Origin of the sequence: Amylolactobacillus amylotrophicus DSM 20534, assembly GCF_001434555.1 — a bacterium.
GTDB lineage: Bacteria > Bacillota > Bacilli > Lactobacillales > Lactobacillaceae > Amylolactobacillus > Amylolactobacillus amylophilus.
This window is the reverse complement of record NZ_AZCV01000004.1, coordinates 61,730-87,129: the sequence shown is the minus strand read 5'-3', so window position 1 is coordinate 87,129 and position 25,400 is coordinate 61,730. Positions and strand designations below refer to the sequence as shown.

General features: G+C 42.5%; 22 protein-coding genes and 1 other annotated feature. Of the genes, 10 read left to right on the top strand and 12 right to left on the bottom strand.

The window, feature by feature from the left end; genetic code table 11:
• Positions 1–104 precede the first annotated feature (104 nt).
• Positions 105–329 carry a type II toxin-antitoxin system PemK/MazF family toxin gene (locus tag FC62_RS08385; RefSeq protein ID WP_335622584.1) on the top strand — a complete coding sequence of 75 codons (225 nt, stop codon included), beginning with the start codon at positions 105–107 and terminating at the stop codon, positions 327–329.
• A 332-nt stretch (positions 330–661) separates the two neighbouring features.
• On the opposite strand, the gene FC62_RS05550 is transcribed toward FC62_RS08385, so the two are convergent.
• Genes FC62_RS05550 through FC62_RS05535 form a run of 4 tightly spaced genes read right to left on the bottom strand, consistent with a single transcriptional unit; the run spans position 662 to position 5,343 of the window.
• Positions 662–1,765 (bottom strand): ABC transporter ATP-binding protein, encoded by a 1,104-nt coding sequence (locus FC62_RS05550; protein WP_054746040.1) that lies wholly within the window; start codon positions 1,763–1,765, stop codon positions 662–664.
• A gap of 27 nt (positions 1,766–1,792) precedes the next feature.
• The gene (locus FC62_RS05545) at positions 1,793–2,659 is read right to left on the bottom strand and encodes a sugar ABC transporter permease (RefSeq protein ID WP_054746041.1); all 867 of its coding nucleotides are present in this window, start codon (positions 2,657–2,659) and stop codon (positions 1,793–1,795) included.
• A complete protein-coding gene (locus tag FC62_RS05540) occupies positions 2,659–4,041 on the bottom strand; it encodes a carbohydrate ABC transporter permease (protein ID WP_056945757.1) in 1,383 nt (460 codons plus the stop codon). Before FC62_RS05540 ends, FC62_RS05545 begins: the two co-directional genes overlap by 1 nt.
• Positions 4,042–4,101: 60 nt before the next feature.
• Complete coding sequence (locus FC62_RS05535; protein ID WP_054746042.1) at positions 4,102–5,343, bottom strand: extracellular solute-binding protein; 1,242 nt, start codon at positions 5,341–5,343, stop codon at positions 4,102–4,104.
• A 388-nt stretch (positions 5,344–5,731) separates the two neighbouring features.
• Here FC62_RS05535 and FC62_RS05530 point away from each other — a divergent pair, with 388 nt between their 5' ends.
• Genes FC62_RS05530 through pgmB form a run of 6 tightly spaced genes read left to right on the top strand, consistent with a single transcriptional unit; the run spans position 5,732 to position 14,727 of the window.
• Entirely contained in the window at positions 5,732–7,483 is a 1,752-nt protein-coding gene (locus FC62_RS05530; RefSeq protein WP_056945756.1) for a glycoside hydrolase family 13 protein, read from the top strand.
• 2 nt (positions 7,484–7,485) lie between these two features.
• On the top strand, positions 7,486–9,102 hold the full coding sequence (locus FC62_RS05525) for a glycoside hydrolase family 13 protein (RefSeq protein WP_056945755.1): 1,617 nt from the start codon (positions 7,486–7,488) through the stop codon (positions 9,100–9,102).
• A gap of 17 nt (positions 9,103–9,119) precedes the next feature.
• Entirely contained in the window at positions 9,120–10,739 is a 1,620-nt protein-coding gene (locus tag FC62_RS05520; protein WP_056945754.1) for an alpha-glucosidase, read from the top strand.
• Positions 10,740–10,742: 3 nt separating this feature from the next.
• Complete coding sequence (locus FC62_RS05515; protein ID WP_056945753.1) at positions 10,743–13,010, top strand: glycoside hydrolase family 65 protein; 2,268 nt, start codon at positions 10,743–10,745, stop codon at positions 13,008–13,010.
• 22 nt (positions 13,011–13,032) lie between these two features.
• Positions 13,033–14,031 (top strand): LacI family DNA-binding transcriptional regulator, encoded by a 999-nt coding sequence (locus tag FC62_RS05510; protein ID WP_056945752.1) that lies wholly within the window; start codon positions 13,033–13,035, stop codon positions 14,029–14,031.
• A 21-nt stretch (positions 14,032–14,052) separates the two neighbouring features.
• Positions 14,053–14,727 (top strand): beta-phosphoglucomutase, encoded by a 675-nt coding sequence (pgmB, locus tag FC62_RS05505; protein ID WP_054746046.1) that lies wholly within the window; start codon positions 14,053–14,055, stop codon positions 14,725–14,727.
• Positions 14,728–14,802: 75 nt separating this feature from the next.
• Here the strand turns inward: pgmB and FC62_RS05500 are convergent, their stop codons facing one another.
• The 3 genes from FC62_RS05500 to FC62_RS05490 form a co-directional block, all read right to left on the bottom strand.
• Positions 14,803–15,489 carry a methionine ABC transporter permease gene (locus FC62_RS05500; protein ID WP_054746047.1) on the bottom strand — a complete coding sequence of 229 codons (687 nt, stop codon included), beginning with the start codon at positions 15,487–15,489 and terminating at the stop codon, positions 14,803–14,805.
• Complete coding sequence (locus tag FC62_RS05495) at positions 15,489–16,559, bottom strand: methionine ABC transporter ATP-binding protein (protein WP_054746048.1); 1,071 nt, start codon at positions 16,557–16,559, stop codon at positions 15,489–15,491. The genes FC62_RS05500 and FC62_RS05495 overlap by 1 nt, the downstream gene beginning before the upstream one ends.
• A gap of 95 nt (positions 16,560–16,654) precedes the next feature.
• Positions 16,655–17,488 (bottom strand): MetQ/NlpA family ABC transporter substrate-binding protein, encoded by an 834-nt coding sequence (locus FC62_RS05490; protein ID WP_056945751.1) that lies wholly within the window; start codon positions 17,486–17,488, stop codon positions 16,655–16,657.
• A gap of 62 nt (positions 17,489–17,550) precedes the next feature.
• Positions 17,551–17,799, bottom strand: a binding site (T-box leader).
• A 160-nt stretch (positions 17,800–17,959) separates the two neighbouring features.
• Here FC62_RS05490 and FC62_RS05485 point away from each other — a divergent pair.
• The 3 genes from FC62_RS05485 to FC62_RS05475 are packed head-to-tail and all read left to right on the top strand — an operon-like array spanning position 17,960 to position 21,052.
• A complete protein-coding gene (locus FC62_RS05485; RefSeq protein WP_054746050.1) occupies positions 17,960–19,105 on the top strand; it encodes an ArgE/DapE family deacylase in 1,146 nt (381 codons plus the stop codon).
• A 42-nt stretch (positions 19,106–19,147) separates the two neighbouring features.
• A complete protein-coding gene (locus FC62_RS05480; protein ID WP_075362800.1) occupies positions 19,148–20,290 on the top strand; it encodes an ArgE/DapE family deacylase in 1,143 nt (380 codons plus the stop codon).
• 18 nt (positions 20,291–20,308) lie between these two features.
• On the top strand, positions 20,309–21,052 hold the full coding sequence (locus tag FC62_RS05475; protein ID WP_056945750.1) for a polysaccharide deacetylase family protein: 744 nt from the start codon (positions 20,309–20,311) through the stop codon (positions 21,050–21,052).
• Positions 21,053–21,107: 55 nt separating this feature from the next.
• Here the strand turns inward: FC62_RS05475 and FC62_RS05470 are convergent, their stop codons facing one another.
• The 5 genes from FC62_RS05470 to FC62_RS05450 form a co-directional block, all read right to left on the bottom strand.
• On the bottom strand, positions 21,108–21,401 hold the full coding sequence (locus tag FC62_RS05470) for a hypothetical protein (protein WP_056945749.1): 294 nt from the start codon (positions 21,399–21,401) through the stop codon (positions 21,108–21,110).
• Positions 21,402–21,410: 9 nt separating this feature from the next.
• The gene (locus tag FC62_RS05465) at positions 21,411–22,547 is read right to left on the bottom strand and encodes a YncE family protein (protein WP_056945748.1); all 1,137 of its coding nucleotides are present in this window, start codon (positions 22,545–22,547) and stop codon (positions 21,411–21,413) included.
• Positions 22,548–22,689: 142 nt separating this feature from the next.
• Positions 22,690–23,445 carry a MerR family transcriptional regulator gene (locus FC62_RS05460; protein ID WP_056945747.1) on the bottom strand — a complete coding sequence of 252 codons (756 nt, stop codon included), beginning with the start codon at positions 23,443–23,445 and terminating at the stop codon, positions 22,690–22,692.
• A 112-nt stretch (positions 23,446–23,557) separates the two neighbouring features.
• Entirely contained in the window at positions 23,558–24,373 is an 816-nt protein-coding gene (locus FC62_RS05455; RefSeq protein ID WP_056945746.1) for an ABC transporter permease, read from the bottom strand.
• Positions 24,373–25,302 (bottom strand): ABC transporter ATP-binding protein, encoded by a 930-nt coding sequence (locus tag FC62_RS05450; protein WP_056945745.1) that lies wholly within the window; start codon positions 25,300–25,302, stop codon positions 24,373–24,375. Before FC62_RS05450 ends, FC62_RS05455 begins: the two co-directional genes overlap by 1 nt.
• Positions 25,303–25,400: the final 98 nt, after the last annotated feature.

The window sequence follows — 25,400 nt, the reverse complement described above, 5'->3', positions numbered from 1 at the left end:
ATATTCGTACCACGGATTGAAAACCCCTTTAAATCTAAGGAGGAATTTTGTGAACGATGAAGATAGCAGTTGGCAAAAAAAAGCGGAATCGGAGTTTAAGTTAGATGTATAAGCCTCCTCAGGGAGATATAATCTGGCTAAACTTTTCACCTGTAGTTGGATCTGAGATGCGCGGTACACATCCAGCCCTAGTTGTGTCATCAAATCATTATAATATGAAGACAAATTACGTGATTGTTTGCCCAATAACTTCTGGTGGTAATAACTTCTCAGGATATATACCATTGAATAATTATTCAATCCACGGTATGGTAAACTCAAATTCATAGTTTTGGCCTAGGCAGAATCCAATCTAGCCAATTCGAAGATAGAATTCGCAAAGAAGATTTTCTCCTTGTCAAACAAATTTTGAATTATCCCTTGGAAACTGAGCTGTAGAATATCAAGCCTGGCAATATCCAGGGTAAAGATTCGAAAATTAGTTAAATTATTTATAAAGTAAAAAGAGACCATTTTCAGCGATTGAAAATGATCTCAAACTATTTTACCGATACGACCTGTCAAAGGGCCTAAATAAACACCAAAAATCGTCAGCCTCATTACATAGAAGCTGACGATTTTTTAATAACTACACAATATATCTATAAAAATTTGATTTATCTTACTTAATTGCTTCCGTAGTATCGACATCGAAGAAATGGCCCTTATTGATATCAAAGCCCATCGTTACCTCATCACCTGGATTATGAAAATCCCTTGCATCAACTGTAGCAACAAACTCCTCGTCACCCATCTCCGCATAAAGTTGACTCGTAGCTCCAAGAAGCTCAGATACAACTACCCTCGCATTCACAATCTGTTTGGGCCAGCTTGTTAAGAATGCATTCTCAGTGTGAATATCTTCAGGACGAATGCCAAAAACCACATGTTTGCCTTCGTACCCATTTCTATCTAGAATCTTGGCTCTACCTTCTGGTACCGCTAGATCTATTCCTTTATCGTTATGAATTCTTCCGTTTTCGTATGTGACATCAAAGAAGTTCATCGATGGTGAGCCAATAAAGCTAGCAACAAATTGGTTCTTAGGATTGTCATAAATTTCTGCCGGTGTACCAACTTGTTGAATCTTACCTACGGACATAACAACAACTCGATCGGCCATTGTCATAGCCTCAGTTTGATCGTGAGTTACGTAGATCGTCGTGGTATTTAACCGTTGATGTAGTTTTGCAATTTCAGCACGCATGGAAACACGTAACTTGGCATCCAAGTTAGAGAGCGGTTCGTCCATTAGAAAGATTGGGGCATCCCGGACAATCGCTCGCCCAAGGGCAACACGTTGACGTTGTCCACCGGATAAGTCCGCCGGTCTTCTGCTGAGAAATTCAGTTAAACCAAGTATTTCTGCAGCTTCATCTACACGCTTATCAATTTCCGCCTTGCTATACTTTCTTAATCTAAGGCCAAAAGCCATATTTTCATAAACCGAAATATGTGGATACAGCGCATAACTTTGGAAGACCATGGCAATATCACGATCCTTAGACGGAAGATCATTAACCACTTCGCCATTAATTTTCAAATCGCCCTTAGAAATATCTTCCAGTCCTGCAATCATCCGTAAAGTTGTACTTTTACCGCAGCCCGATGGTCCAACGAATACAATAAATTCCTTATCTTTAATATGTAAGTCGAAATCCATTACCGCATAATGGTCCGATTTTGGATATTCTTTATAAATATGTTCTAAATCAATTTGTACCATGGTTAGTACACCCTCTCGTTATTAATATTATCCTTTAACAGCACCGCTTGTAATTCCCTCAACATAATAGCGTTGCATGAAGATGAACAAAATCGTAATTGGAATCGCAATCACTACACACCCTGCAGTAAACGTCATGAAAAGACTATTTGCCGTTGTCTTGGTCATCATCGAATATAGACCAATAGCGGTAGTATACTTGTGGGTTGCATCACCAAGGATAACTTTTGCAAAGATGAAGTCCATCCAAGGACCCATGAACGACATCAATGCTGTATAGACAATTATTGGCTTCGACAATGGGAGCGTAATTTTAGTGAAAATCTGGAACTTCGTCGCACCATCAATCATTGCCGATTCATCTAATGCCATCGGAATAGTATCGAAGAATCCTTTAGCAATATAGAAACCAAGCGCGGCACCACTAGAGTAGACTAGAATTAGTGCAATTAGACTTTGATTTAAGTTGACAGCTTTTAAAATATAATAAATGGCAATCATACTCATGAAGCCCGGGAACATATTTAAAACCAGCGCAATCTTTAGGAATGGTCCTCTAAATCGGAAGCGTAATCTTGATAATGAGTACGCCATCGAAATTGTAATTAATGTAGAGATCACACACGTCACAGAGGATACGAGTAGTGTATTAAGGAACCACTGGAGAAATGGATAGTCAGGGTTTTGGAACAAAGTAATATAGTTTTGGAAAGTGAACGATTTCGGAACGAAATATTGAACGAACGCACCACCCTCTCCACGTAAACTAGTCAGAATAATCCAAATAACTGGTAGGATCCAGACAATCCCAAGCACCACAGTTAATGCATTAATCCAAATACTGTTACGGCGTTTCTGCCCGGATCTTGTATGTGTTGTGCTTTTGTGTGCCATTATGCAAGACCTCCATTCTGGTACGAATTAGTCTTCTTATACGCAAATAATGAGAATGCGGCAGAAAGAACAAAGATTATAATACCGATAACACTCGCTAAGTTATAGTCAGCACTATCAACAGTTAGTTTGTACAGCCACGTTACCAACAGATCAGTCTCACCCGCGCTATAAAATTTCGAATTTGAAGGATAACCACCCGTCAGCAAATAGATTACATTAAAGTTATTGATATTACCGATGAACTGCTGAATTAGCGCCGGTGCCATGACGAAGACAATTTGTGGGAAAGTAATTTTTCTGAAAATCTGAAATTTATTAGCACCATCAATAGTTGCCGCTTCAATTTGGTCCTGTGGTAAGTTTTGAATAATTCCTGTCGCGATTAACATAGTAACCGGAATACCAATCCACATATTCACGAAAATAATTACCAGTTTGGCAATTGTACCGTCAGTCAGGAACGGAATCGAACTCTTAATCCAACCCCAATTAAGTAACAGTGCATTGATAGGACCAGAGTCATTAAAAAGATTAGCCATCAGTAACAAGGAAACAAATTGAGGTACTGCCATCGTAACCATGAAGACTATCCGCCAATACTTCTTACCCTTTAATTGCTTGGCGTTTAGCAAAAGTGCTAATAAAATTCCACCAAAAAACGTAGTAGCCGTTGCAACAACAGCCCAGACAATTGTCCACGTCAGTACAGGAAAGAATGTTCCAGCAATATCGCCATTAATCACTGAACCAAAGTTTGCGAAACCCACCCAATGAAAGAGGTTCTTTGGAGGCAAGTGGTTATGATCATAGCTTGTAAAAGCAATTGAAATCATATAGAGCAAAGGTAGAACCGTAAAGGTAAGTACACCGACAATTGGAATGGACATTAACGTGATGTGGAATTTCTCATCAAAAAGAGAGCGAATATCGTCCATTGTTGACGGAATCTTCCGCCCCTCTTGAGCTAGTTCATAAAGCTTACGATTACTTTTAAAGCTTACCCAGTAAACATAGCCAAAGATTGCAATTGCAAGTAGAGAAGCAATCCCAAATAGCAAAAGTAGCATCGAATTATCACCAGGCTGTTGAATCTGGATACCTAAGTTCTTATCAAGCTTCCATCCCTGCGACTTTGTACCAAGTGTGCGTAGCATCGCAATTGCATGAATACCGTTTGAAATAAGCCAATAGAAGAAGAGAATTTCAAATATCAAGAAGAACAAACCCTTTGGTATTTGTTTCTTCGCAATATTGTTACTGCCCATTATGAAATACTGTAATTTTGTTAATGGGTCGCCTTTCTTAAATAGTTCACAGAAAGAAATTTGTTTTGGAATTACTGTGTTTGTTTTGTCTTTTTTCCAAAATTTTGTAAACATTTCTTTCTTCCTTTCTAAAAAAGCAGAGCTTATTCCACTCTACTTTTTGATCTTTACAAGCTATTTGTTACTAGATTTAGAAACTTGTTTAACAAAAGCATCAAGCTTACTTTGGAAATCTGAACTAGCAATCTTTCCTTTATATGCATCATTAATCACTGCATCCATTGGCGGCCAGAAGTTAACCATTTCTGGAATCTTAGGCATTACAACACTGTGTGTTGGTTGACTCATTTGTAGGACCGCGTTAGCCACTTCATCATCAGTAACATCGGAACTTTCTTGAGCTTTGGCATTTGAAGGAACCGTTCCTTGATCTTTGAAGACAGCAAGCTGTGCTTTCTTAGATGTGATGTAGTTTGCTAAAGCCATCGCAGCAACTGGATTCTTGGTTTCTGCATTAACACCGAATAATTTAACACCGAGATATGCCTTAAATTGTTTTTCACCATCGCCAAAGTCGACTGTTGGATATGGAGCAGCAGCCATATTGTCGCCTAAAGCCTTCTTAACATCGTTCCTGCTCCATGGGCCAGAAAGATATGCATCCGTCTTGCCACTCTGTAAGTTAGACAACGCCGAAGCATTAGCTTGAATTACACCAGAATTCTTCTTCTGATCGCTAATCCACTGAAGAACCTGGACACCCTTTTCATTATTGAAGTTCGTTCCATCTAGAGTTTCACCATGTTCACCATAAAGTTGGTCACCATTACTCATGAATAGTGTACTGAAGATATAGTTTGCCCCATTTTCAGCAAAGTTAGTACCTATTTTGCCTTTGCTAGTCAGTGAAGACCAAGTCTTGACATCGTCTGCACTTAATTTAGATTTATTATAGTAGAGAATTTGTGATTCAACTCCGTATGGGTAGCCATAAAGTTTTCCTTTATAAGTAGCCGCATCCACTGCAGATTCAATGTTATTTGCCTTAACGTCCTTCGCATATTTGGTATTTTGATAAATAATTCCCGCGTCTGCCATTTGACCAATTTGATCGTGTGGGAACATAAATACGTCTGCAGCACTTGATGGATCTTTCTTGATATCCTTTTGTGCGTCAGCTGAATTACCTTGTTTAACGGTAACTTTGACATCTGGATTTGCCTTTTCAAAGTCATCTACTATATTACCGTAAACTTTAGTGAAGTTTGTATCAACCCATAATGTAACCTTACCACTAGGCTTGCTACTTGTCTTAGTATCGCTTGATGAACTTGAACCTGAACTACATGCAGTTAACGAAACCGCAACAGCAGTCAAAGCTAATCCTCCAAGTGCCATCTTGAACCATTTTTGCATTTTTTAAATCCTCCTGTAGATTTATTAAATTTCTTTACTCATTCATTGTGCAACCGCTTGCAACTAAAGTCAAGATTTTTTTGTGTATTTTATTTTGTAAATTTATTCCAACCACCGACACATAATGGTATGTAGTCATATTTAAATTAAGACATTTATATTAAAAGGCAGTATTGTATCGTCATGGATCTATTTTAATTTTTACGAATTAAATTATTTACTTTCTTAATTACAGCGATAATCAGCCAGTATAACGAAATTTATGGCAGCGCTTTATTTTGGTATACACCAGCATCTACAGCTTTTAAAAAATATCTAAATACCCCTTTGCAAATGTTTGCATAATATGACATACTAAAAATAAAATCACAAAAAGGAGAAAATTAAATTGATTAGATCTGCATTACTACACAGGCCCGAAAGCGAATACGCTTACCTAGAAGATTCTACCCATCTTGTACTTCGTTTCAGAACCGCTAAGAACGACATATCTTCAGTGCAAGCGTTAGCGGGAGATACATACTTAATTGATACCGGTTGGTATGATCACCCATATGAAATGAAAAATTACCTCTCAACCAAAGATTTCGATTACTGGCATGTAGTAATCGAGCTAAACAACCGTAGAGCTAGCTATGCTTTTATCGTAACTGATAATTCTGGCGCTTCATTATTTTTTGGCGATCAAGGAATTTTTGATGATAGTCATGAAGTTCGTGCCCACGCAAATAATTATTTTAGACTACCGTATTTTCACGAAATAGATATGGTTAGAACTCCAGAGTGGGTCAAATCTACCGTGTGGTACCAAATTTTCCCAGAGCGCTTTGCTAACGGTGATAAGGAAAACGATCCAGCTGGTGTGCTGACTTGGGATTCCGATGTGCACCCAACACGAGAAGACTTCTACGGTGGTGACCTACAAGGTATCATAGATCACTTGGATCATCTCGTCGATTTAGGTGTAAACGGTTTATATCTCTGCCCTATCTTCAAAGCACACTCAAATCACAAATACGACACGATTGATTACTTAGAAATCGATCCTGATTTCGGTGATAAAGAAACATTTAGGAAGCTGGTACAAGAAGCCCATAAACGCGGAATTAAGGTAATGCTTGATGCCGTCTTCAATCACATGGGAGATTTATCTCCCCAATGGCAAGACGTACTTGACAATGGTACCAATTCACGATTCGCAAATTGGTTTCACGTGAATAAATTTCCAGCAACTTACCAGGAAACAGCGGATTTCGAGCAAGCAACCGATATTACTTATGATACATTCGCCTTCACACCACACATGCCAAAACTAAACACTGCAAATCCTGAAGTGCAAAAGTATCTGCTCCATGTCGCAACGTATTGGATAGATCAATTTGACATAGATGCATGGCGTCTAGACGTCGCTAACGAAGTGGATCATCACTTCTGGCGTGAATTTGCTGCGGCATGTCGTTCAAGGAAGGATGACTTCTATATTCTAGGTGAGATTTGGCACTCGTCACAAAGCTGGTTGAATGGGGACCAGTTCGACGCCGTGATGAATTACGCATATACCGATGCCATTTTAGATTATTTCGTATTTAAAAAGACGGACTTCAGTACCTTACAAGATCAAATAAATTCTCAACTTGTGCTCTACCGCGAGCCAATTAACGAAGTTCAATTTAACGTGCTAGATTCACACGATACGCCTCGCTTATTGACGCAAGCCAATAATAATTTGGCTCTAATGCAACAAACAATGGCATTCACCTTCATTCAGCCCGGTGTCCCTTGCATCTACTATGGTGACGAATACGCTATGACGGGAGCGATGGACCCAGATAATCGTAAGCCAATGGTCTGGAATGAAGCTGAACAAAACACTGAACAATATCAATTTGTCAAAGAGCTAGTTGAGTTTAGAAAAGCACATCATCAACTGCTATCAAGTGGCAGCATCAGCTGGTCAGGTGATGACCAATTACTTATTTTCGAGCGTGAACAAAACGGCGTAAATATTACGGGCTACTTCAATACCTCTGGTACCGCACAAAGAGTTCCAGCAGGTAACGTTTTACTACAAGGTCAAACAAAGACAAACGGTACAGAACTAGAAATTGCTGCTGACGGCTTCGTTATATTGGGGGATTAGCCATGGCACAGTGGTGGCATAATAAAGTTATTTATCAAGTTTATCCTAAAAGTTTCCAAGATAGCAATGGCGACGGTATCGGTGATATTCACGGTATTATTTCTAAACTTGACTATCTGGAAAAACTAGGAATAGGCGGTATCTGGCTCTCACCGGTATACACGAGTCCGCAGGTCGATAACGGGTATGATATTAGCGATTATCAGGGTATCAATCCCGATTACGGCACAATGGACGACATGAAGCGACTGATTGCTGAGGCTGATCGCCGCAATATCAAAATTATCATGGATTTAGTTGTTAATCATACAAGTGACCAACATGCCTGGTTTGTTAATGCTATCCAATCAAAGGACAGTAAATTTAGGGATTTCTATATCTGGCGTGATGGCCAAAATGGCAATATCCCAAACGATCTCCAGTCTACTTTTAGCGGTTCTGCATGGCAGTTCAGTGCACAGACAGGCCAGTATTTCCTCCATCTTTTCGCAAAGGAACAGCCAGATTTAAACTGGCAAAATAAAAAAATGCGCAATTCCATCTATGCAATGATGAATTTTTGGATAGATATGGGAATTGGTGGCTTTCGCATGGATGTGATTGACCTCATCGGTAAAGAACCAGATCAAATAATTACATCAAACGGTCCACAACTGCACCCTTATCTTGAAGAGATGAATAAAGCAACCTTTAGTGGCAAGGACTTCCTATCTGTTGGTGAAACTTGGGGGGCAACACCCGAGATTGCCAAAAGTTATTCGAATCCCTCCGGCAACGAACTGTCAATGGTCTTTCAATTTGAGCACGTCACACTTGACGAGATTCCAGGTCAGTCAAAGTGGCACACGAGACCACTAGATTACGCCAAATTAAAGCAGGTACTTGCTAAATGGCAAACACAACTTTATCAAAATGGCTGGAATTCTTTATTTTGGAATAATCACGACTTGCCTCGAGCCGTATCACAATTCGGTAATGATCAAGAATATCGTGTACGCAGCGCCAAGATGCTTGCAATCGCACTTCATGGCATGCAAGGTACTCCATATATCTTCCAGGGCGAAGAAATTGGTCTGACAAATACCCCGGTTAACGATATCAGCGAGGTAAACGATATTGAAGCACGGAACATGTATGCAGCCGGAATTCTACAAGGTAAGAAACCTGCAGAATTAATTGCTGCCATTAATCATAAATCACGTGATAATGCACGACGGCCAATACCTTGGAGCAATACACAAAATGGCGGTTTTTCAACCGGAAAACCTTGGCTACCTTTAAATCCACAATTCCCGACTATTAATGTCGCAGCAGCACTGGAAGATCCAGACAGCGTCTTTTATACGTATCAGAAACTGATTGAGCTGCGTAAACAAAATCCTGTGCTAGTCGACGGAAAATTTGAACTTTTAGCGACTTCAGACGATATTTTTGCATATACGAGAACACTAGATTCAACAAAATGGTTAGTAGTTGTTAACTGGACAGGTACAGAAAAACAACTCAACTTACCCAATATGGCAATAAAGCAAGTATTAATTCAGAATGTCGCCCATCCACTAACGACTCTGACGAATATAACTCTACTTCCATATGAAGCATTCATCATCAAGATTTAATAGAAAGCTGGTACATAATGAATTCAGAAAAATGGTGGCAGAATAGCGTTGGCTATCAAATATATCCAAGAAGTTTTCAGGATTCAAATGGTGACGGTATTGGCGACATCAAAGGAATTATTAATCGCTTAGATTACCTGGTTGAATTAGGAATTGATTTCATTTGGATTAACCCCATTTATCAATCACCAAATGTGGATAACGGTTACGATATCAGCGATTACGAAGCTATCCAACCAGAGTATGGAACCTTGGCAGATGTCCAAGATTTAATCACTGCCTGTCATCAGCGTCATATTAAGGTGCTTTTCGATTTAGTGGTCAACCACACAAGTGACCAGCATCCGTGGTTTGTAGAAGCTTTAAAAGGCAAAGATAATCCGTATCATGACTACTACCTATTTGCAGACAGTACCGAAGAAGCACCGCCCAATAATTGGGAGTCATTTTTTGGCACATCTGCTTGGGAATACGTACCACACCTCAAACAGTCTTACCTTCACATTTTTGCTAAGCAACAACCAGACCTAAATTGGAAGAACGCTAAGATGCGCACCGAAATCTACGAGATGATTCGCTTTTGGCTTAACTTAGGACTAGACGGATTCAGGTTAGATGCAATTAGCCACATTCAGAAAAAGAACTGGGCAGTTCCCATGGATAAAGACGATAAATGGCGTAACTTCATGAATGTACCTGGTATCGAACAATATATGTCAGAACTGAAGGAAATATTTGACGAGTACCATATTCTAACAGTTGGCGAAGCAAGTGGCGTTTCTAGCAAGAAGGCGCCAGAGTGGACGGGCGAAAAAGGCTATATCAACATGATTTTTGAACTAGAACATAATCTAAAGACCGGCAGCAAAGGCCATGAAGTAATCGACATACCTAGATACCAAGATGTCATCTATCGTTGGCAGAGGGATCAACTGACACACGGGTGGAACGCCCTTTACATTGAGAATCACGATAATCCACGTGCCGCAACGATCTTCAACACAACAAGTCCGTCGGCAATTAAAACACTAGCTCTTTCCTACTTACTTCTTCGCGGGACTCCATTTATTTATCAAGGTCAAGAAATTGGTATGACTAATTTTCCGTTTGCAGCTATTGAACAATTTGATGCAGTCGATGCCAAATTACAGTATCACGAAGCATTGAAAGCAGGCATTAACTCAAAACAGGCCCTGAACAGAATTGGTCGGTTATCTAGAGACAATTCCCGAACCCCCATGCAGTGGGACAACACAAAAAATGCCGGTTTCTCAATCGGTGATCCCTGGTTACCAATTAATCCTAATTGGTCCCACCTAAATATTGCACAGGAGAAAGCCAATCCCGATTCCGTTCTTAGCTTCTATAAAAAACTCATCCAGCTAAAGAAAAGTGATCCGGCTTTCGGTATTGGCCAAATAAATATCTTTACGGCCTATCCAGGCCAGTTTATCTTCGAACGTACAGGCCCACACAATAGTTATTTAGTAATTGCCAATCTTTCGGATAGGAATGCTAGTATACCACCGCAAATTAGCACTAATTACGAAGGTGGAGCCGTCTTACTTAGTACAGATCAAAACACAATTACAACTACAATCAGGCCCGGGACCGGCCTTGTGATTCAGAAAGGATAAGCAATGAAACAATCATATTTTGAAATACATCCCTGGGCACTTGCGACCCACAAGTTTAATGACACTACCAACCTGGTCACGGAGTCACTCACTTCGATTGGCAATGGTTACATGGGCATGCGCGGAAATTTCGAGGAAGGATACTCAGGCAAAAGTCTGAAGGGAACATATATCGCTGGCGTTTGGTTTCCAGATAAGACGCGTGTTGGTTGGTGGAAAAACGGCTATCCAAAGTACTTCGGTAAAGTAATTAATGCAGTTGATTTCATCAGTGTCAAAATTACAATTGATGGACACGCGATCGATCTCGCCACCACACCTTACGAAGACTACTATCAACAACTAAATATGAAAAACGGTATTTTGACTCGTAGTTATACTGTTGTGCTCTCCGACACTAAAACCAGGATTAACTTCTCGCGTTTCTTGTCAATTAAAACCAAAGAGCTAGCTGTACAACAAATTGAGTTTGAGCAAATAGCTGGCAATAGTACGATTACGGTAGAAAGCCAACTTGATGGGACCATCACTAACCAAGATACAAATTATGAGGAGACTTTCTGGGAACCAATCACCAGCACAATCGAGCAGAACGCACTCTTTCTTTCTCTGAAAACCAAGGCAAACCCATTTGGCACTGAAAGATTTACTGTCTCTGCTCTGACAGACTTGCAACTAACCGTTAATGCTTCACCACAACTAAAAAAGGTCAATGATTTACTACTAAGCGACACAAGAGAATTCTCTTTACAAGAAGGTACGAACGCCAGCCTATTGAAGCGGACAGTAATCGTCACTAGTCGTAACATACCAGATTCTGAGCACCAAACAACAGCAAAAAAGATACTTGCCGACACCGCTAATAATTTTGCTGACCTTGAACAAGAACAGACAGCAGCTTGGCTCAAACGGTGGGCTACTGCGGATATTGAAATTAATGGTGATGATGCGGCACAACAAAGTATTAGGTTTAATTTGTTCGAACTTTTCTCAACGTATTATGGTGAAGATTCCCGCTTAAATATTGGACCAAAAGGATTCACCGGAGAGAAATACGGTGGTGCTACTTATTGGGACACCGAGGCCTATGCTGTACCATTCTACCTTGGTGTGTCAGAGCCCAAAGTGACTAGAAATCTCTTACTATACCGCTATCTCCAATTACCTCAGGCAAAGCATAATGCAGCTGAGCAAGGGCTGGCCGGAGCGCTCTACCCAATGGTCACCTTCAACGGAATCGAGAGTCATAATGAATGGGAAATTACGTTTGAAGAGATCCATCGTAACGGTGCAATGGCTTACGCAATTTATAACTATACGAACTATACCGGCGACGATAGCTATTTAGCTAAAGAGGGACTGGAGGTTCTGGTCGAAATTAGTCGTTTCTGGGCAGACAGGGTTCATTATTCAAAACGCAAGAAGCAATACATGATTCATGGTGTAACAGGTCCTAATGAATACGAAAATAACGTCAACAATAACTGGTATACCAACTATCTGGCACGTTGGGTACTGACATATACAAAGCACGCATACGAGACATATGGTGCGCAGAGTTCGGTAGATGTCTCTTCAAAGGAATTAGCAAAATGGCAAGATATTATTGAACACATGTATCTCCCGGCTGATTCAGAGTTAGGTATTTTTGTTCAACACGATACTTTCCTTGATAAAGACATTCGACCAGTCACCTCATTACCTAGTAAAGATCTCCCATTAAATCAGCATTGGTCTTGGGACAAAATACTTCGTTCGCCCTTTATTAAGCAAGCCGACGTTCTTCAAGGTATTTATTTCTTCGGTGATCAATTCTCATTTGAAGAAAAGAAAAGAAACTTTGATTTTTATGAACCGTTGACAGTTCACGAATCGTCATTGTCGCCATCAATTCATTCAATTATCGCATCAGAGATAGGTGAATACGATAAAGCTATTGAGATGTATAATCGAACAGCACGACTGGACTTAGATAATTATAACCACGATACGGATGATGGACTCCACATCACGTCAATGACTGGTACTTGGCTTACCATCGTCCAAGGATTTGCTGGTATGCGTACTTGGAATGGTGAACTTTCATTCGCACCATTCCTACCGCATAACTGGTCTAGTTATAGTTTCCACATTAACTACCGCGGTCGCACCCTTCAGGTTATTGTTTCCTCAATAGTCACAATAAAATTGGTTGTTGGTGAAACTTTACCAATAAAATTGTATGATAAAAATATTGATTTAACTGATACTATTAAAGTTAGTCTAAAATAAAATCGTCAAAGGATGTGGTCATGTGGTAACTATTAAAGATGTCGCTATTTACGCAGGAGTATCTGCTTCAACCGTATCGAGAGTTGTGAACGATAACCCAGATATCTCAGAGGCAACAAAGAAAAAAGTTCACAATGCCATGAAGAAGCTTGATTACACACCAAACCTGGCTGCGAGATCATTGAGTAATCCCAATGCACAAAGTATCGGTGTTGTCTTTCCACCAATGGCGGATAAATACCAGATGAGTAACCCTTTTTATATTGGCGCACTAGCTTCAATTAATAGGATTTCACAAAAGAAACTTTATACAGTAAACACAGCCACAGGTGACTCGTATGAGGAAATCTTAACGAGCGTGAAATTATTAATCAATCGTGGCCAAGCGACACGCTTTATCATGTTGTACTCAGAACAGGACGATCCTGTCTATGACTATTTACTAGACAACGACCAACAGGTTACAGTTATTGGCTCACGTAAGCAACCAAGCGATCCAGTTAAAACCGTTGATACTGATAACCATCTTCTGGGTGTCCAATCAACCGAGTACCTACTTGAACGTGGACATCAAACAATTCTTTTCGTAACTAATAGTACGGAGCCAATCCTTATCTTAGACCGCTTCCTAGGCTACCAGGAGGCAATGTTTAAACATCACGTCGTCGCTCCCCCCATTTTCTTACTAGATACAGATGAGAAGGCACCACTCTTTATCAATACACTTAAGGAGTTGAAGCCGGACGCAATAATTGCTGTAGATGATATTTTCGCCCTACATCTAATGCAAGCGATTAATGAAACAGGCCTCAATATTCCAGAGGACTTATCACTACTAAGCTGCAACAACTCGCCTTTTGCCCAAGTTATTCACCCCTACCTATCAAGCTTTGATGTGAACGTGGCAGAACTGGGTGAGATGGCTGTTAAACAGCTTGTTGAGCCTTCAATGAGCAACTCGATTCTGGTGCCGTTTAAACTAATTGAGAGAGAATCAGTAATAGATCGGAAAAAACGTTAAAAATCATGAGAGGAGAAATAAATGCCCCAAATTACAGATATCAAAGGATTCGCGTTTGATTTAGATGGTGTTCTTGCGGATACCGCACGTTTTCATTCACAGGCATGGCAGCAAATCGCACTCAAGTTAGCTATTCCTTGGACTGAACGATTAGAAGCCGGTATCAAAGGAATTGATCGCGCCGCTAGTATCGCGCTTATCCTAAACTCCGTTCACAGATACGATGAGTTCACAGCCGCTGAAATTAACCAACTAATGCAGGAAAAGAACCAAATATACAATGAATATATCACGACCCTCACTCCAAAGGACGTCTTGCCAGGAATTTATCAGCTCCTTGTAGAACTAAAGCAACATGGGTTCCCCATGAGTGTGGCATCCGCGTCAAGAAATGCACCAGCAATTATCGCTAGACTTGGAATCGCAGATTTCTTTACTGGAATCGTTGATCCTGCGAAAGTCTCTGCAGGTAAGCCAGCTCCTGATATATTTTTAGAAGCAGCCCAAATATTAGAGCTTCAACCAGCACAAGTGATTGGTGTCGAAGATTCTTCTGCTGGGGTAGCTAGCATTCACGCAGCGGGAGAGACCTCACTTGGAATTGGTCCTGAGGCATTCCAAGCTCAGATTCACTTCGATAATACTGCGGAACTATCGCTGACTTCAATTGAGGCAAAATTAAAATCGCTTCATTAATTTTGTGTAGGTACATCAATATTGAGTTAAATTATGGCATTAAAAAAGCATCCTCACGGATGCTTTTTCTAACTCTTAATGTGTTACTTTGCGTGTGATTATATCGCCAATCGCTTGGACCACGAAAACCAGGATGAGGACGAAAATCGTTGCCAGAATGGTCACGTCGTTCTGAAAGCGCTGATAGCCAACGTTGATTGCAAGACTACCAAGTCCGCCAGCACCAACGGCACCGGCCATTGCTGTCAAACCAATCAAACTGATAACGGTTAAGACACTCGCTCTAATCAGATCGGGGAGTCCTTCCTTCAGATAAACATGGAAGACGATTCCCAGGTTCGTTTCACCCATTGCCTTAGCAGCCTCGATCACACCTGGATCAACCTGCACCAAAGCATTTTGCACCTGGCGCGCATAGAACGGGAAACAGCCCACGATGAGCGGCACAAGCGCCCCGTTTTCACCAATTGTCGTACCCACGATGAATTTCGTTATTGGCCCAATTACCGCCAATAAAATAATGAACGGGATTGACCGAAAAAGGTTAATTAGCTTATCGGTGATGCTATAAACAACTTTATTGGGTGCGATTCCGTCTTGATCAGTGACCACTACAAGCAAACCAACTGCCAACCCTAGAATACTGGAGACAATTGCGCTAATAAACGTCATATAAAGTGTCTGTTGAATGGCACCAACGAAGCCATATTCGCCTTCCCAGTTAGCGACCACGTTGGGCATATATTTAGTAATGAAATCCATTAGTCAATCACCTCACTTTGAGTATTTGGATCAAGCTCGGTCACTTGCACGTCTTGTTCGTTGATGAATGCCAAAGCAGCATCAGTATCTGCCGCCGCTCCGGTCAAAATCACGATGAGGTTGCCCAATGGTGTACCGCGTAGTATCTCGATATTGCCGTAAAGAATGTTAGCCGAAACGTTGAACTTCTCGTACAGAGTGGAAATCAACGGTTCATCCGTTGATGCCCCAACATATGACAGCTTGATCAACTTGTCGCTAGCTGGTAAATTTCGCACATTTTCTTGCTGATAGATTACCTTAAGCGTTGCATCGAGCCGCGTCGTCGTGTCGATAAAGGCCTTCGTCAACGGTTGTTTAGGCTTAGAGAATATATCGAGAATTTCGCCCCGTTCAATTACCTTCCCAGTATCCATCACGGCAATGCGGTTGCAGACCTGTTTCACGGCTTCCATCTGGTGCGTGATTAAGACGATAGTTAATCCCAGCTTCTCATTAATATCCCTAAGGAGATTCAGAATTGCTTCCGTTGTTTTGGGATCAAGGGCACTGGTCGCCTCATCCGAAATCAAGATATCTGGACCGTTAGCGAGCGCCCTGGCAATTCCCACTCGCTGCTTCTGACCACCGGATAATTGTCTTGGATAGCTATCCTTCTTATCGGCCAGTCCCACTAGTTCCAGTAGTTCGTCGACCTTTTGCTTCTTCTCAGCCTTAGTCAGCTTGCTGGTTCTGAGGGGAAATGCAACATTTTGCTCGATGGTTAACGAATTTAGCAGGTTGAAGTGTTGGAAAATCATGCCGATCTTCTTCCTGGCCTGGCGTAGCTCCGCATCCTTCAGACTCAGAATATCTTGCCCATTGACGTGCACGGAGCCGCTGGTTGGCCGTTGCAGAAGATTGATGACACGCACAAGCGTACTTTTACCTGCGCCAGAATAGCCAACAATGCCATAGATATCGCCCTTGTCGACCGTTAAATCTACGTGGTTCACTGCCACTAAGTCGTGGTCTTTCGTCGTAAAGTCAACGACAATATCGTCTAGTTTAATAATTGGTTCTCCCAAAATCGCACCTCAATCTTTCTGTGTTACCGGTTCTGCTTCATGCATACTGTCTAATTTTAGCGTTTTTCTTCCTATGTATAAATAGTCAATAATGACAATTAGAACTTGTAGTTCCAAGCAGGAATGGTTGATCCCTTGTAAGTATCCTTGATTACCTTAGCGGTAGCCTTATTCTGGTAAGCAGCAACAATCTTCTTGTACACTTTGTTGTTCTTATCTTTCTTCTGCGCTGCAATCACATTAACCCAGATTTCAGATTTTTTCGTAATTTTTTCTGTGTAAATTGCATCATCATAACTTAGGTTCGCATCAAGGGCCACACCATTATTCACGATTGCTGCGGTTGCATCGTCCAGTGAACGGGCAGTTTGTGATGCATCGAGTGGCTTCAGTTTTATACCTGATTTGTTTGTTGCAACATCGTTTGGCGTTGGGAACTTAACGCCCTTCTTCAGTGTAATCAGGCCGGCTGTTTCTAGTAATTGCAGCGCACGTGCCTGGTTAGTTGCGTCGTTTGGCAGTGTGACAACGTCGCCCTTGTTCAGTTCTTTGATGCTCTTAATTTTGTGTGAGAAAACAGCGAGTGGTGCGATCACCGTGTTGCCAATCGGTGTTAAATCGGTGTTATGCGCGTCATTCCAGTTATCCAGGAAATAAATGTGTTGGTAGGCATTTAGATCAACATCACCAGCATCTAGCGCTTGGTTTGGTTGATCATAATTAGTAAACTTCACCAGCTTAACGTTAATGTTCTGCTTCTTCAGGCGTTTTGCAATGTCGTTCCACACCCGGTCATCTGAGCCGATAATTCCGACCTTAACCGTTGTTTCTTTGTTGGCCGAGCTAGTTTTGCTATTACCACATGCGGTCACCACAAGTGATAGTGCCACCGCTACAAATCCGACAATAATCTTCTTCAAATTCTTCTTCATTTTCTTTATCCTCCGTTAGTTACGAACCCTGATTTCACCAACAAAAAAAGCCCGTTCCTATTACTAGAAACGGGCTTCGCCGTGTTACCATTCTACTTCGTGTTTAACTTACGTTAAAACACCTCTTCAACGAGCTCGGGACGTCTCCCGAATTCGTGTGCAATGATAATGGATGCCACCCCATCACCGCTTAAAGATTCAGCGGTGCCAATCATGGGCCATTTTCATTTCTCGTATCCTACCCCGCTCTCATCAAATGCAGGTTTTCTGTACAGGCTTGTAGAAACTACTTTCCCAATCAACTTGTTGTCTCAATTAGAAATTCGTATGTGAATGTGACTAGATTAAAACAAATTTCAATCCGTGTCAACAATTTTCTTTTTTAAATTTTTATTTGCATTATTTTTCAAAAAGTTTTAATAATGTTAGCAGACACAAAATTTAGAAAAGCGGCCCAGGGAGGGTAAAAACATGGAACAAGCAACTAGAGTACAGATTCTAGAAGACATCATCCGCATTAACACAGTAAATGATCATGAGAAAAACGTGACAGACTACATCGCAAAGCTATTTGATCATTATGGCATTAAGTACGAGACATTCGAGCAATTTCCTGGTCGAACTAATCTCGTCGCTGAGATTGGCCAGGGCACAGACGAGCGTATTCTTGGTTTCACCGGTCACCAGGATACCGTCGCCATTAGTGACAAGAGCAAATGGACCTATAACCCATTCTCTGCGACAATCGTTGGCGACCGCGTCTATGGCCGTGGTGCCGGTGATATGAAAAGCGGCTTAGCAGCCATCGTCGTTGCTCTAATAGAACTAGTGCAAGAAGGCCGCTTACCCAAGGGTAAATTACGGTTCTTAGCCACAATTGGTGAAGAATATGGCGCACCCGGGGCATATTACCTAACCGACAAAGGATACGCACATGATTTGAACGCCTTAGTCGTTGCCGAACCACACAACGGCAACGTGAACTACGCCCACTGTGGCTCACTCAACTACCGCATCAAGAGCTACGGTAAGGCAGTGCACAGCTCAATTCCTGAACTTGGTGTAAATGCACTAACCAACCTGGTGAAATACATCAACAAGGAGCCCGAACTGTTTGACAACGCACCCCTCGATCCACTTTTGGGTGGCTTAGCCCACAGTGTGACGGTGATGAGAGCCGGCGATCAAGTCAACTCAATTCCAGAGTACGCCTACTTGGATGGTAATATTCGGCCAACGAAGGTTTTCAATAATCAGCTGGTCATCGATACCATCGAAAACGCGCTGGCAGAGCTCAATCAGGAGGACGGCGTGCACCTCGAATTCGAATTAATCCATAACTTCTTCCCCGTTACAACCGAACCAGACCACCCATTCGTCAAGTTAGTGCAGGACACGAGCAACAAGTACTTTGAGAAGGAATCGGAACTAGAGATTTCACATGGTGCCACCGACGCAAGTGTCTTCGTCCAGGATAATCCTGATCTTCCTGTGGTGATTTTCGGAGCTGACGACGGCGGTCGCTCACACCAAGTTGATGAATATACGACAATTTCCAGCTACATCGCGACTATTGAATCATTGAAAGAGATCGCACAAGACTACTTCGAAGAGTAGAATAGGCATAAAGCGTTAATTAATTAAGCGAGAGGAATCACGATGAATAAAGCAGAACGTATCCAAATATTCCAAGACATTCTGGCAATTAAATCCGTCAATGGCAACGAGGGCGAGGTGACAGAATATTTGGCCCAACTGATGGCACAGCACGGAATTAAATCAGAATTGTTCGAAGAACGCCCGGGGCGCAAAAGCATTGTCGCAGAACTTGGTGCCGGAACCGACCCCCGTGTCCTCGGTTTATCCGGTCACGCCGATACCGTTACCGTACCAGATGAGTCTAAATGGACGTACCCGCCTTTTGCCGGTACGGTGATTGAAGACCGCATCTACGGCCGTGGTGCAGCCGATATGAAGGGTGGTCTCGCAGCAATAGTCATCGCGTTGATTGAGCTACAGGATGCTGGGACCCTTCCTGCCGGTCGTGTCCGCCTATTGGGTACAGTTGGTGAAGAATATGACGCCTATGGTGCCAAGGACTTGACCGCACGTGGCTTCTCCGCAGATTTGACAGGATTAATCATTACCGAGCCAACGGAGGGTAACATCACGTACGCCCACGCCGGTGCGCTCAACTATCGGGTCAAAAGTTACGGCCAGACGGTGCACAGCTCCACACCCGAGAAGGGAATTAATGCAATCTACAACCTGGCGCGCTATGTCACGGCAGAACAAACACTCTTTGAAAGCGTTCCTGTCGACCCCGCACTAGGCAAAATTGCTCATAGTCTAACCATCATCAGTGGCGGCGACCAGATTAACTCGATTCCGGAATACGCGGAGGTTGCTGGGAACATCCGCCCAACCCCAACTTTTAGCAACCATGCTGTCATCGACTTGATTCAAGCGAAATTAACAGAGTTAAACCAGATAGATGGTGTTAAACTGGAATTAGAGGTCATTCACAGCTTTCTTCCTGTTGCGACACCAAAGAACGACCCATTCCTCAGATTTGTACAGGAAGTGGGTACGCGGTATTTTGGCAAGGAGCCAGTGTTACAGGTCGAACTTGGCGGAACAGATGCCAGTGACTTTGTCATGAAGAATGAGAACCTACCAGTCGCAATTTTTGGTAATAATTCTTTCGGTACCAGTCATCAAGTTGACGAATACACCGACATTAAAAGTTACTTCGCCTTGATTGACTCGCTGAAAGAGATTGCGCTTAGTTATTTCGCATAAAATCAACAGGAGGCTGCCATGTTTAGAACAATTGTATTTCACGAAATCAGACCAGAGGAAGAAATTGCTACGGGTCAACGAGACATTGCCGTAAATGACGGCTACAACGACCGTTTACCTATGCCACTGTACAACAACGTCCAGAATTTCGAGCAACAAATGAAGTGGTTGCAGGAATCCGGTTACCATTTCCTCACGCTCGATGAAATCAAAGACTTCTACGCTAACGGCACAGAACTGCCTGCACGATCAGTTCATGTAACTTTCGATGATTGCTACCAATCAGTCAAGAAATACGCATACCCATTACTAAAGCAATTGGGCATCCAGGCAACATACTTCATCCCTACGGGCTGGGTGTTTGAAGAACCTCATGCATATGACGCGGCACACTCCCGCGCTTTGAGCTTTCCAGAACTTAAACAAATGACCGATGTATTCGAATTCGCGAATCACACGAATCACTTCCACCAGCGCCACGGTATATCCGAGTCACGGATTATGTGGGCTGCAAAAGAAGATTTTATTCGGGACATCAAAGAGTGTAATAAATACAAGCTAGTCACCCAGAAGGATGTCTTTGGCTATCCTTTTGGTCTATACGATGACCAGAGCCCGCAAACACTGTCTGAACAAGGGTTCAAACTGGCATTCACATGCGATAGCGGGTTCAATACCGCAGATACCAATCCGCTCCTATTGAAGCGAGAAGTAATCAGCGACTCACTTGGTCTAGATGGCTTTAAACAATTATTTGCCTAACAATAAAAGCGTTGTCTCACCAACAAATCGGTTGGTTGAACAACGCTTTGTTTAGTTATTGCTCCTTCGTCGTGTACTTCAACGTTAAAAGGAGCGGAATCGCAGGGACAATACCCATGAAGAAGATAGCAAGGACAATATAACGTACAACCTTACTGCGATTCTGCCAGCTCGTATCCCGCGATTGCAGCAAGAAGAGTAGCGCTAGAACCAGGGAGATCAGGCTTAGTATTAGATAAAAAATCAGCCCGGTTTGACGATAAAGTTGGAATTGTACTGCCGTTGGCAGTACCCCTAGAAAACCGGCTGTGAGAATGAACCTTCTAATTTTTTCACTTTGTTCTGACATCTTTTCCTCCTACCATGTATTTAATAAACCATTTAAGTTAAGTGCTAGCACCCGATCCATGATCGTAATTGTATCACGTGCATACTTCCTCGCTCCCGATTCAAACAGGAACAAGAGCTGGTTACCAGCGGCGTAGACCTGTTCTAGATAAGGCGGCATCTCAATGACATGCTCAGCGTACTTCTCATTGAGGTTACGTGCAGCCGAGATTGGGTAAATATAGAGCTTAGAGTTTGCACCACCATAAGACTGCGTCAGGAAAATATGCTGGTTCGTGACCGCAATTCCCTGAATTTGATTGGTAATAGTCGTTGCACCAGAGGAAAATGACATGTCTAGTCCTGTTTTTTCCCGGAGCTCTTCGTCTGTAATCGAGCCTTTCTGGGCACCAGAACGCGCAATATTATAGGTCTCAACTCGCCCCTTATCATAGACGTTGAAGAAGGCCACGAACAGTTGATTGTCAAAGTAGGTCACAGTTGAAGCACGCGCAAGCGTTGGTAGCATGATGTTGACATCATACGTGATCGGCTTTTTCGTCTTTGCGTAATCGTAGTCTTCTATCCGATCAATATTAAAGGCTGCAAGCATCGCTTCCTCGTCCTTTGAACCAGTGATCCAGACGTTCTTTGCTACTGGATCGTACGCCAACCCACCAGCGTGTGGCCGACCAGGTAAAATAATAGTCTTGATAAACTCACCGGTCTTTAATCGTAGCACGTAAATGACGGATGCGTGCACATAATCGCTATCGTAGGCACTAATTAAGAGGTAGTCACCGGCAACGGTGAGCCCTTGGGGCGTCATCCCGGTTGCCTGCGTCAACTTCTGCTGCTCGAAGTCGTACGAGCGCGTGGTTCTAAGACCCGGCACGATGTATTGTTTACCCCAGCTGGCCGCCTGTGGCGTCTTGAAGGCTGCCTTCGCTACAAAAGGATATTTCTGCTCAAGATTTTTGGTAAAAGCAAGATTAGAGTGAAACGCCGGGCTTACACTGGTGCCAGCGACCCGCTCCAAGGGAGGCTTCGCTTGAATCTTAGCCTGGACCGCTAAGTTGCGCTGATAAATAGTGTAGTAGTGGTACCCAACTGTCCCAACCAGGGCGAACAACACGAACACCGCGATATATTTGAGTAGTTTCCGCAACTAAAAGCCCCCTCTCTTCAACATGATTACTTGGTATATCTTAATACATTTACTCGTGAAAGCGAAATTCTTTGACAGGAAACTCTACAATTCTTATCATTACTGCAATGAAAAAAGCGCAGTCTAGACTGCGCTTGCTCAGTTATTTAGCATATTTTTGAATAATCTCGTTCAGCGTTGTGGCTGCATCCAGGTTTCCTGCAGCGTCCTGGTAATATTTACGAAAACGCGGATCGGCGACGTACATCTCACCTAAACCGCGGTGGGCCTCAGCCGAATAACTCGGCCACGTCATTTGTAAGAACTCTTTGTGTAACGTGAAAATTTGCCGGGCCAAATCTTCGCTATCCTTACCACCCGTAATATATTCCTGCAACTTCTGACCAATCTCTACTTGAATCTCATCAAACCGTTTCATTTGCTCCTCAGTCAAATTTTGAAACTTCTGATTGCTGGCAGCCACGGTCTCCTCACCGTACTTTTCCCGAATCTCCTGTCCATAGCGCGCCTCATTCTCCACCAGTTTTTCCTGCTTCAGCGCCTCGAATTTCTCTTCATTTGTCATCTCAATCTCTCCTTTACGCCACTTTAGCGTCTCATCTAATGAGGTCAGAATCGTTTGTAACTGCTGTTGACGCATAATAATCTTATTTCTCTGCCCAGCCAAAAGCGTAAGTTGCTCCTCCTCCGGCAAGTTTAACAGTTGTCTAATCTCACTCAACCCGAAATCAAAGTATTTGAAAAATAAAATTTGCTGCAGCCGATCCACATTAGCTTGATCGTACAAGCGATAATTACCTGATGATCTGCTGGATTTAATTAAACCCTTCTGCTCGTAGAAGCGTAACGTTCGGGTTGATACTCCCGCTAATTTGGCCAACTCAGATACAGTTAACATCTCTCTCACCTCACAAAATCATTCTACATATTGACGTGACGTCAAGGTCAAGTAGCTAAAGAAAAAGAACTCAATTTTTTGAGTTCTTTTTCTTACCAATTATTTTATCGTACTAAGACAATGAAATGTCTCGCTTTCTGAAAATCAAGTCTGCTAATAAGTAGATGATTACCATATAAGCAATCAGCGCCAACATCGCTGCCCAAAGCGGCGTGTTGAGACCGTTGAAGCCATTTATTTTGGTCAAACCGATGTTCAAAATACTGTCTTGACTGACCAGAATCAAAGTCATCGGGTTCCACTTCAACCAGAACATCTTGGTGTATGCGATGAGGAGTGAGAGCATCGTACCAATATTCTGCAGCAGGAAGTATAAACCAATCGAGAACGTAATTGATAGCGCCTGTGAACGCATCCCAGCCGCCAGCAAGAACGTTACCAGCAGGTAGAATATAGCCACAAACAATTGTGCAGCCATTCCCCGGAAGGCATATTGAATCGGTGAAGCATTGACTGCTCTAACCGTATCCGCAAGGTCATTCCAACCACCTCCGGCGATAACCACGAAGATAATCCCGTAGAGGTAGACGGCAAAATATGATACAAGGAGATAAGTCATTGCAGAGAGAAACTTAGCAAACAATACTTGTGAGCGTGTATATGGCCGCGTTAGCAGCAGCTTGACCGTGTTTCGTTGAAATTCCTCCGTCACGATAATTGCCGTCATCACGATTGAAAAAATCAAGACGAATGTACCACCGATTGATGGTCCACCGGCCATAAGTAGCTTACCGGTAGTAAGGCTTTTATCCGTCACGACCTGTGCAACTAAAATTAGAGTCTCGAAAAGCAGAGCGACAAGTAACATAATCCAAGATGATTTCTTCGCAACTAACTTGCGGAGCTCATTTTTATATAAATTAGCCATTATTTACGATCCTCCGTTCCCATAAATGTCAGGAATGATTCCTCTAGATTGTCGCCCTCGACGTGAATGTCCGTCACCAGCACCTGGGCCCGGTTTAGGAGGCGTGCCAGAGCAAGACGCTCATTCTCCGCATTCTCTTGTACGGCCACCGTAAATGTCATGCCGTTCTGTTTGTAGGCAATGTTTTCGGCGGTGAACACACCTGCCGCCGCGGTAGCATCTTCAACTGTCAATACGATATCGTGATGAGTTTTCGCTAACAATTCTTGTAATGTACCATCGTAAGCAACCTTGCCGCCCTTCATTAAGACGATGTCATCAGCAAGCTGTTGAATGTCACTCAACAAATGACTTGAGATAATCACACTGAAATCCTCATTCTTGAATTCGCGCAATAAATCACGTATTTCCCGTGCCCCCTGTGGATCTAAGCCATTCATCGGCTCATCTAGGATGAGGACGCTTGGCTTGTGCAGAATTGCCTGCGCCAGACCAAGTCGTTGACGCATTCCAAGCGAATAGCTGCCCACTTTGTCACGTGCCACAGATAAAAGACCCACACGCTCTAACACTGCAGTGATCTCGTCATTTGAAATACTCTTCCGACTTACATCCGCTAGTAGCCGCAGGTTTTTGAAACCACTCATATAGTTATAAAAGTCCGGGCTCTCAATCAATGTACCGACCTCGGTCATTGCCCCAACGAAATCCTTCTGGACATCATGACCAACGATGGAAATTTCACCGCTCGTGGCCTTCATCAACTGCACCATGATTCGCATTGTAGTCGTCTTGCCGGCCCCATTTGGCCCTAGTAAGCCTAGGATCCTACCGGGCTTTAACGTGAAACTAACGTCACTCAAGATTTGACGGTGCTTAATGACCTTATCGAGGTGTTTAACTTCGACGGCATAACCACTTTCATTCATGAAAAAAATCCTCCTTTTAGTCGTACCCTATGGCGTTATTCTATACTTTTTTACTTTACTTGAATACCGTAAACACCCAATGTGTCAATTATGTTAGG